The organism is Rheinheimera sp., from assembly GCF_020217005.1.
GTDB lineage: Bacteria > Pseudomonadota > Gammaproteobacteria > Enterobacterales > Alteromonadaceae > Pararheinheimera.
Window position 1 is genome coordinate 1 of sequence record NZ_JAIWOI010000337.1, and the last position, 10,000, is coordinate 10,000.

The window sequence follows — 10,000 nt, forward strand, 5'->3', positions numbered from 1 at the left end:
GTACGTACATTCTGATGACAAAATGGTGGCCACTGTAGGTGTGAGCGACCTGGTGATTGTGAACACCAAAGACGCTATTTTGGTGGCTCATAAAGACTGTACTCAAGACGTAAAACACATAGTGAACCAACTAAAATCGGCTAACAGAACTGAAGTAAACTTCCATCGCGAAGTGTATAGGCCCTGGGGTAAATACGATTCGGTGGACAACGGTCAGCGTTTTCAGGTGAAACGTATTACGGTAAAACCTGGTGCTAAGTTGTCAGTGCAAATGCATCATCACCGCGCTGAGCATTGGATAGTGGTTTCAGGTACGGCACTGGTGACGATTGACGGTAAAGATCAGTATTTGTCAGAGAACCAGTCGGTTTATATTCCTATTACTGCTGTACATGCACTTGAAAACCCAGGCAAAGTGCCGCTGGAACTGATAGAGGTGCAATCAGGCAGTTATTTAGGTGAAGACGATATAGTGCGTTTCTCCGATAAATACGGCCGGGTTTAAAAGGGTTAAACCAGTCAACGGATATCAATAGATTTATCGGCCAAATAGAATGTCGGATTTTGCCTTAAATCCACGGGCGACCATAAAGGTCGCCCCCAGAATCATCCAGTTTTATACGAGCACATAGTAGGAGCGGGGTTCATCCCCGCTCGCACAGAACAAACTAGACATAGTAAATAAAAAATCAACACAACCAGGAGCCAGCATGCTTAATACAAAGGACGTTATAGCCAACAGCGGTATTGCTTTTGGTACCAGCGGGGCCCGTGGTTTAGTTACACAATTTACCTTTGATGTTTGTGCTGCTTTTACTCATGCCTTTGTGGCACAAATGCGACTCGCTTTTAAGTTTGACTCCATAGCCATAGGTATAGACAACAGACCAAGCAGTTTGGCTATGGCACAAGCTTGTGCTGTCGCTGCGCAACAAGCTGGCTTAAAACCGATATTTTATGGGGTATTGCCAACACCAGCTTTGGCTTTTGTTGCAATGCAGCAGGTTATACCAGCCATAATTGTGACAGGTAGCCATATTCCTTTTGATCGAAATGGCTTGAAGTTTTACCGGCCAGACGGCGAAATTAGCAAACAAGATGAGCTTGCTATTATTCACTCCGAAACAGAATTCGAACCTATCACGTCTCTGCAAGCTCTTCAGGTAAATAGCACTGGCGCTGAAGCTTATATCCAGCGTTACACCCAGGTTTTTCCGGCCAATTTATTGGCAGGCAAACGTATAGGTATTTATCAGCATTCAAGCGCTGGCCGCGATTTATATAACCAGCTATTTAGTGCTTTAGGGGCTGAAGTGATAACGTTGGAACGTACCGATCATTTTGTGCCTATAGATACAGAAGCAGTATCTGCTGAAGATAAAGCCAAAGCTAAGTTATGGGCCGCAGAGCATCAGTTGGACGCTATTTTTTCGACAGACGGTGACGGCGACCGACCGCTATTAGCCGACGAACAAGGCAATTGGTTACGTGGCGATGTATTGTGTTTGTTGGCGGCACATCAACTGAAGCTTGAAGCGCTGGCCGTGCCTGTTAGTTGTAATACTGCTATTGAAAGCTCTGGTTTTTTTAAAACTGTAGTACGCACCCGTATTGGTTCGCCTTATGTCATAGCGGCTTTTGATAAGCTGGCGGCAGAATTTAACAGTTACGCAGGTTTTGAAGCCAACGGTGGCTTTTTATTAGGCAGTGACGTTAATGTAGGTGCTGTAAAACTAGCGTCTTTGCCCACCAGAGACGCTGTATTACCAGTTTTAGCTGTTTTGGCTTTGGCAGGGCAGGGAACAGTGTCGTCTTTGCAACATAACTTGCCAGCACGTTTTACGGCAAGTGATCGTATTACTAATTTTGCTACTGCAAAAAGCCAGCAGTTATTAGCCGACGCCGCCGCAGCGCCGGATTTATTTGTGCGGCAATTGGGGTTTGAAGGCGTACAGATCACAGAGCTAAACCAAACCGATGGTTTGCGTATCAGCTTAAGTAATAAGACTATTATTCACTTGAGGCCTTCAGGTAATGCACCCGAATTACGTTGTTATGTGGAATCTGACATTGAAACAGTCGCAGTAACGACGATGAAGCAGTGTTTAAATAAATTGAAAGAAATTAGTACGTAAGCGATATAATGCTTCTTTTGGTAATTAATGCGTTTTTTTGTGCATTAAGGGTGTGGTAAGTTTTTATTTTATATTATATTTGGTTGATGGAGTTAATGTTGGGTTTTATTGCACTAGTTGCTGAGCTCTCTAATAGATATGTTTTTATAGATGGCTATTGACCTTTTGGTGTTTTCATTGCCTGGGCGGTAGATTCCAAATTTTGAGTATAGTTTACTGCACGTCTTCTGTTGATATTGTTGGTTTTCTATTAACATGACATCGTCTTTGAAGATTGTTATATTCTTTTCTTTTTGGTTGACCAGTACTTCAAAGGAGTTATAGTTTTTGAAGTCATGGATAGATAAATTCCCTTCATATTTGTTTCTGTGGTTTCCATTTTCATTATCATCAGAAATACCTTCAAGCAGTTCTATTATGAGCTTTCCGTAATTTAGTTTCATCATTAGAACCGGAGCGGCAGAGCACATGTTGTTACTTGCATGGATTTGAAAAAACGTTTCTCTTTCTGAGCTGAATCCTTCACTAAGATTTATGTCGAATTTTATAACAAAATTTTTATTCTCTTCTAAATTGCCCTCTTGCCTTACTTCTGCTCTCTCCCAATAAGGAGCATTGTGTCGTGGGTCACTATCTGTTGTACATTTTCCAATATCTCCTCTATTCAAAGTGAATATTAACTCAGTTTTTTTTGAATCATCTTTCCATTTTATAGATCTAGTCATTTTTGAAGTGTCTGGCATGCCACAGCTGTCAATTAATGTAACGTTCCAATTCTTTCCTTTATATGAACCGATTGACTCGAACGCGGGGAATAAAAAAAGTATGCAAGTAGTTATTTTAATAATGTAACTGTACTTCCTTGTTTGCATATTAAAATTCTCGCTTTGAATAGTGTGTTTTAGTCTGTTGTTATGAATAACTTGGTGTCTTTTGTTGATTCAATATCCACAAACCGTCTGTCTGTAGGCAAAATATATGTATATTGAGATAAAGATTTCTGACTATGAGCAATAATCTCTATTTATATACGTATTCGTTTTTGTGGTGAATTGCTCTTTTTTTAATCGTAAATAGATGCAGAAAGTTCTAAGTAATTTAAAATCTTGACCAATGGTCATCGCCTGTTTATATGTTGGATAGGAGTTCTTTATCATTTCTTCCAACGCTATAAAGCTCTGTTTTTTTTGGTCGCCATTTAATATCTGCCAATGCTTAGCTGATATAAGTAAAACGCGCAGAAGAACTTCTGGGCTGTAGGGGCCATAAATTCTGCCTTTATCTAATTGTGTAAAGGCTTCGCTGACTCTAAAGTTCACTATACCCAGATAATAAGCATAGTCAGCATAAGCGTTTGGCCAATTAGGTCTTAACTCAATAGCCAGTTTATAAAGCTCATCATTTACCGCAATTTGGTCTGCAGTTTTTAAGCCTTTATACCAGGCCCATTCATTTATTTTGGCCAGGGTTATTAAGTAGTGCGGGTGGTGCGGGTGTAGTTTTACGGCTGTTTCAATGGCATCAGCAGCTTGTTGCCAGCTGTTTAAATCCAGAGTTTCCGGCTTACGTTGCCATAATTCCAGATAATAATTGGCTTTAAAATAGTAAGCGCTGGCCAGGCCTTTGTCTGTTATCGCCAAAGCCAACCAACAACAAGCGGCTAGTAGCAGGGCAGGCAATACTTTATAAAGCCATAACTGGCTTTTAGCTGGCTTGTTTTTTGCCTGCTGGGTGGCTGCTGCCTCTGACCGCGACTGTGCTGAAGATGAAGCTGTTTTAGCCGGCAAATAACACCTCACTGATTTGTTTTGGCATTTGCTGTACCAGTAGTTCGGCATAGTCGGGGCTGACCAGTTCACTGACTTGTTGCGCGGCCTGTTTTAACTTAGGCGGCCGGCGTAACAGGTTATGACTGTCGGTGGCCATGACATGAAATAGTTTTTGCTTTAATAACTGCACAGAAAGCGCTGTGCTGCGTTCGCCCATATCCCCCAGTACTGAGCTGGCGGTCAGCTGAAATAAGCAGTTTAATCTGATAAAAGGTGCCAATTTGGCCGGGTCGCTTTGCACATCTCTGTTGCGTTCAGGGTGGGCTATCATAGGCAAAATGTTTTTACTAATAAGCCATTTCACCAGCTTGTCAGCTCCAGCAGGTATATGGCTATGCGGAAACTCCAGCAGCAACACATTAAAGCCCTGATACTGGCCAATAAAGGGCAACATACCACGTTCGGCCCAGTTGAGAATTTCAGTGGATAAACGTACTTCGGCAGCTGCTGCCAATTGGATCCGCAAGCCTGCTTGTTTACTGGCTGCCTGCAGGTCAAATAAGCCTTGCTGAATAATGCTGCTGGTATTGTCAAAATGGCCAGGATTGATATGAGGCGTAATGACCATATGGCTGATGCCTTCCTGCTCTGCTATACGCAGCAGAGCAAGGGCTTCGTCCATATCGCGAGCGCCATCGTCTATGCCAGGGATGATATGGCAGTGAAGATCAAACATTTTTTTCCCGTCGTCCTTGCCGCCGCAGCCGCGTTGTCTGCACTCATCATTTTATCTCAGCCCAATCACATAGGTAACTATGCTCATGGGGACTCACTCATTTGACGCCTTGCTACAACACCAATGACTTAGGGAAAACTAAATTGCCCGTCGTCCTTGCCGCCGCAGCCGCGTTGTCTGCACTCATTCGCCCCAATCGCATAGGTAACTATGCTCATGGGGACTCACTCATTTGACGCCTTGCTGCAACACCAATGACTTAGGGAAAACTAAATTGCCCGTCGTCCTTGCCGCCGCAGCCGCGTTGTCTGCACTCATTCGCCCCAATCGCATAGGCAACTATGCTCATGGGGACTCACTCATTTGACGCCTTGCTGCAACACCAATGACTTAGGGAAAAACTAAACACCCAAATCCTGTTGCAGCAGGTACTTAGTTAGCTCTCGTTACTGCTGTAGTAGTGGTAGTAACCATACTGGCCATAATCGCCATAGGCTTGCGCTACTTTTTTCATATCCACTTTATTTAATACTACACCATACAGGTTGTTCTCCGCCTGCAGTAACTTAGCCACACCACTGCGTATAGCGCCGCCTCTGGTATGGTCTGCTGATACTACATACACCACAGCGTCCATTTGTTTAGCAACAATTAATGGGTCGCTGACCGCCTGCACTGGTGGCGTGTCCACAATAATGCGGTCGAATCTTAACGCCAGTTCTGCTAATACTTCGCTAAACTTGTCGGACGCTAATAACTCCAGCGGGTTAGGTGGTACATTACCAGCTGCTAATAAGCTAATGCCTGAAGCTTCGTCTACTAACAAACAGTCATCTATTTGCTCACGGCCAGCAATAATATTGGCTAAACCAGGCTGATAAGCTGGCAAACCAAAGCGTTTGGCCAGGGTAGGGCGGCGCATATCGGCGTCTATTAACAGTACTTTTTCCATTTGGCCAAAAGCAAAGGCTATATTGGCTGCAACTGTCGATTTACCTTCGCCCGGCACTGAAGAGGTGACTTCAATAGTTTTTAAACTACGGTCCAGCGCCAATAAAGTTAAGCTGGTGCGAATACTGCGTACCGACTCGGCATATTGTTTATGTTGGTCGCTAAAAAAGGTATGAACGGGCAAATCCACCGTCTTTTTATGCGGAATAGCAGGAATAAAACCTAAAGAACGCTGGGCTAATAAGCTTTCTATTTCCTGTGGCGACTTAATGGTGTCGTTTAATGCGTCCAGCACAAAAGCCAGCATCACACCAAAACCTAAAGTAGCGATAAATGCCAAAATAACAATCAGCTTACGTTTCGGCGCTACAGGCTCAGTAGCAGCTACCGCTCTGTCGGTAAAACGGGCAATGGCCGAGTCAAAGTCGCTGGTCACTTCAGTTTCTTTTTGGCGTGATAAAAAGGTATCAAACAACTGCTTATTAGTTGCGACTTCACGTTGCAGGCGCTGATAAGTGGTTTCTTTAATACTTACGTCCTGGTATTGGGTTTTGGCTTTGGCTATTTCTGACTCTAACGAATTCACCGTTTCCTGGATGGTTTGAGCTTCGTTTTCTATACCAGCAATCAGTTTTTTAATTTGGTTACGCAGGTTGTCCTGCACCGCGGTTAACTCACTTTGCGCTGCTATTAATTTAGGGTGTTTAGCACCATAAATTTTAGAAAGCTCAGACACCCGCCTTTCTGTCAGCACTTGTTGTGCTTTTACGTCTTGCACCCCTTTATGGGCGGTAATTTCTGGCAGGCTTTCTAATCGTTCAATTTTGTCGGTGCCATATTGTTTAATTACCCGCATAAAACCGTCGACCTGGGCTTTACGGGAACGGGCTTCTGTTAAAGCTTCAGATAAACGTTCCAGCTCTTTGGCACCTAAACCGCGCACACCTTCCACGTCTATTAAGCCTTCTTTTTCACGATAGGCTTGTAAGCGGGCTTCAGAATCGTCCAGCTGGGCTCTTAATTCACCTAAACGGCCACCTAACCAGCTAGCGGCTTTTTGGGTAATACCTAACTTGGCCTCTAACTGGCTTTCTATATAGGTATCAGCCACTGCATTGGCTATATCTGCCGCTAGCTGTGGGCTATAGGTTTGAAAGCTTATATTCACTAGCTGGGTTTTGCGTATAGGGGTAATAGTAAGTCTTTCCTGAAATTCAGTAATTAAATCTTCCCGGGCTTTGTGGGCCAGTTCTGCTTCTGTAAGCTCACTTTCAGGTAAAGGTAAAAACGGCAATACATCCCTTAGTCTGGTGATTAAACCTGGTTTTACTTCAAAGTCGGGGTGATTGGTTAAATCCATACGCTCTACCACGGTTTGGGCAATAGAACGGGATTTTAAAATTTCAAACTGGGTTAAATAATATTCTTGTTGGCTGGAGTTCATGCCATACACTTCTTCAATAGACACAGCTTTAGCTTGCTGCGATTCTATGAGTAAAGTGGCGGTAGCCGAATACTGCGAGCGGATATTTAATACCACCAGCACAGTAATTAAAGTGACCAAAATAGCCAGGCCAAAAATACGCCACTTATGAATATTAATTACGCTTAAGTATTTACGTAAGTCTATAACGTCCTGCTGTGGTGCAGGGCTTACCATTAAATCCGTTACTGCCATATTTAAAAGAATCTCTGTTCTATGGTAATGGTGTCGCCAGCATTCACTCTGGAGTTCAGATCAGCGTTTAACGCCTGGCTTTTATTGCCTTCACGATAAATAAATATTTTTTCTTTAGAGGCGCGCTCAGTTAAACCACCAGCCAATGCTATAGCCTGGTTCACTGTCATACCTGGTTTATAAGGGTAACCACCAGATTGTTTTACTTCGCCATTAATAAAAAACGGCCTGTACTCTACCATGCCCACAAATACATTAGGCTCGACAAAGTAATCACCTTTTAAGCCGTCATAAATACGGTTTTCCAGCTGCTTAATGGTTAAGCCTTTGGCCATAATTTCGCCAAGAAAAGGGTAGTTAATTTTGCCGCTGTCGGTCAGCTGAGTTTCTATTTTCAGCTCTTCTTCGCCGTATACCTGAATAATAATTTTGTCGCCCGGCCCTAATAAATAGCCACCCTCGTCCTGAGCATGCACCCAGGATGACCAGCTGATACAAAGGGCAACAAACAGCACTACGAATTGTTGCATGAGGTTTTGCCTAAAGTTTGTTAATACTGTTAATTCGAACTAAAACCTGTGGACATAAAGGGCCCAACTTAAAACTACAAAAGCGCAACTGCATTCATATGCAGCTGCGCTTGCAGCTAAACCACAACCAGCTTAGAGCGAAATATCAAAGACTATACCTGTGATATTACGGTCAAACTCTATACCTGGCACAGACGAAGTTTTGTCTGTCACTGTGGTAAATAAGCTAACGTCAACAAAACGGCGGAACGCATATTTCACGCTGGCTGTGTAGGAGTCGTTTTCATCTTTACGCACTAAACCTACGTAGTCTTCTTCCATTCTGTTGTACGACAGGTTGGTTTGTACTGTTTCGCTCCAGTTATGGTTCCAGCCCACTACATAAGTAGTTTCTTTAATGTAATCGCCACCCTGCAGCGGGTCTTTGGCTTTACGGCCAGTACCAACATTAAATACGCTGTAGGACAAAGGCGACCAATTAGCGTTCACTGTCCAGGCTACACCGCTGAAGTCTTCACGGGCGTTGTCGTCAAAGTTCTTTTTCTGGTAACCAATTTTGGCTTCACCTGAAGTTAAAGCACTGATTTGCCACTCGGCACCCACTTTCACGTTCGTGTCTTTGCTATCGCGTGGCGCTGTAGGGTCAACAAAGTCGTAACTTACATCTTCAACGCTGCTCTCCAATACGGCAGAAATGCCAGCTGCGGTGTCGTAGTAAAAATTCACACCACCCAATAACGAATCGTAGTCACGGAACTGCGTCACTTCGCGTTGGTTCATATAGGCTTTATTAAAGTACTTAGCACCAACACGAACACGGGCAGGGGCCGCTTTAGCGCCGTATTCATAGTAGCTGGATACAGTTTGGCTGTTATAACGGGTAGGCTCGTTTTGGTTGTTACTTAAGCCTTCAGTGATACCTGTACCCCTGTCTTCATGGCTCCAGATTAAATCTGCTTTGGCATTAAATTTGCCTTGTTCAGACAGTTGGGTGTCAAACAGCGCACCCAGCAGAGTATCGGTGAAGTTGTCATCACTACTGTCAAAATAGGTGCCGTTGGCAACAGCGGCTGTTAATTCAGTTTTGCTGACACCATCGTCCAATACAGCTCTGAGCGAAGGCTGTACTGTCAGAATCCAGCTGTCAATTTCATTGGCGCTGGTGCTTGCTACGTTGTCGTCGTGTTTTAAACCTGTGGTCAGTAAAGGCGTAATATCAAAGCCTGACCCGGTCTGAAAAGACTGAGGTTCAACAGCAAACACCTGTGTGCTGGCACATGCCAATGCCACCATAACAGCTAACTTGGATTTCATAAATTTTCCCTTTTTAGTAAACATTTTTTCCAGTAAAACCACGGAAAAAGGTTAAGAATACAATTTTGGCGTCCCACCAGAGCGACCAGTTTTTAATGTAATTCAGGTCGTACTCTATGCGTTTTTCCATTTTTTCTAACGAATCAGTTTCACCACGCCAGCCGTTGATTTGTGCCCATCCGGTAATGCCTGGTTTCACTTTATGCCGCAGCATGTAAAAGGCCACTAACTTACGATACTGTTCGTTGTGAGCTACCGCATGAGGGCGGGGGCCAACAACAGACATGTCGCCTTTTAATACATTGATAAACTGTGGCAATTCGTCCAGTGATGTGCGTCGCAGCACTGCACCTAAAGGTGTGACCCGGGCATCGTTTTTGGTGGCTTGCACCACAGTGCTGCCGTTGTCCTGTACTGTCATGCTACGAAACTTATAGACCTTGATCGGCTTGCCGTCCAATCCGTACCTATCCTGCTTAAATAGCACTGGGCCACGGCTGGTAAGCTTGATAGCCGCAGCTATCACCAACATTGGAACAGCAAGTAAAACTAATGCGATAGAGCTGACCACTATGTCAAAAGAACGCTTCAGCCAGTCTCTGGCGCCGTAGTAAGGCGACTCGAATACACTTAAGGTTTCGACACTGCCAATGTTGCCTAATCTGGCATGCATCAGGTTATACAGCAGTAAGTCTGGCACTATGTGTACGTCGACCGTAGTGTCACCTAAGCGTTGAATAATTTCAGCAATACGTTTGTCGGCTGACAAAGGCAAAGTGATATACAGCTTGTCAAACTCACCTTCTCTGGCCAATTCAACACATTCATTAATTTTACCCTGCAGCATGCTGGCACATTCAGCTAAGCGTTCTGGTAAACGGTCGTCG

Annotated in this window: 9 protein-coding genes; 2 read left to right on the forward strand and 7 right to left on the reverse strand. The window is 44.0% G+C overall.

Going from position 1 to position 10,000, the window contains the following annotated elements; all coding sequences use genetic code 11:
* Both LDL40_RS16480 and LDL40_RS16485 read left to right on the forward strand, forming a co-directional pair.
* Positions 1-505, forward strand: a 505-nt coding sequence (locus LDL40_RS16480) for a cupin domain-containing protein (RefSeq protein ID WP_300996541.1), incomplete at its 5' end; no start/stop codon positions are given.
* A gap of 205 nt (positions 506-710) precedes the next feature.
* Positions 711-2,135 (forward strand): phosphomannomutase, encoded by a 1,425-nt coding sequence (locus tag LDL40_RS16485; RefSeq protein ID WP_300996542.1) that lies wholly within the window; start codon positions 711-713, stop codon positions 2,133-2,135.
* A gap of 113 nt (positions 2,136-2,248) precedes the next feature.
* Here LDL40_RS16485 and LDL40_RS16490 read toward each other — a convergent pair whose 3' ends face one another.
* From LDL40_RS16490 to LDL40_RS16520, 7 genes are all read right to left on the reverse strand, one after another.
* Entirely contained in the window at positions 2,249-2,878 is a 630-nt protein-coding gene (locus tag LDL40_RS16490) for a heparin lyase I family protein (protein WP_300996543.1), read from the reverse strand.
* Positions 2,879-3,139: 261 nt separating this feature from the next.
* Positions 3,140-3,922: a hypothetical protein gene (locus LDL40_RS16495; RefSeq protein WP_300996544.1), complete on the reverse strand. Its 783-nt coding sequence runs from the start codon at positions 3,920-3,922 to the stop codon at positions 3,140-3,142.
* Positions 3,912-4,640 (reverse strand): CpsB/CapC family capsule biosynthesis tyrosine phosphatase, encoded by a 729-nt coding sequence (locus LDL40_RS16500; RefSeq protein WP_300996545.1) that lies wholly within the window; start codon positions 4,638-4,640, stop codon positions 3,912-3,914. The genes LDL40_RS16495 and LDL40_RS16500 overlap by 11 nt, the downstream gene beginning before the upstream one ends.
* Positions 4,641-5,076: 436 nt before the next feature.
* Positions 5,077-7,251 carry a polysaccharide biosynthesis tyrosine autokinase gene (locus tag LDL40_RS16505; RefSeq protein ID WP_300996546.1) on the reverse strand — a complete coding sequence of 725 codons (2,175 nt, stop codon included), beginning with the start codon at positions 7,249-7,251 and terminating at the stop codon, positions 5,077-5,079.
* Between the two features lie 20 nt (positions 7,252-7,271).
* Complete coding sequence (locus LDL40_RS16510) at positions 7,272-7,799, reverse strand: polysaccharide biosynthesis/export family protein (RefSeq protein WP_300996547.1); 528 nt, start codon at positions 7,797-7,799, stop codon at positions 7,272-7,274.
* 132 nt (positions 7,800-7,931) lie between these two features.
* Positions 7,932-9,113, reverse strand: a complete 1,182-nt coding sequence (locus LDL40_RS16515; protein WP_300996548.1) for an outer membrane beta-barrel protein — start codon at positions 9,111-9,113, stop codon at positions 7,932-7,934.
* A 13-nt stretch (positions 9,114-9,126) separates the two neighbouring features.
* Positions 9,127-10,000: undecaprenyl-phosphate glucose phosphotransferase (locus tag LDL40_RS16520; RefSeq protein WP_300996549.1), on the reverse strand; the 874-nt coding region annotated here is incomplete at its 5' end.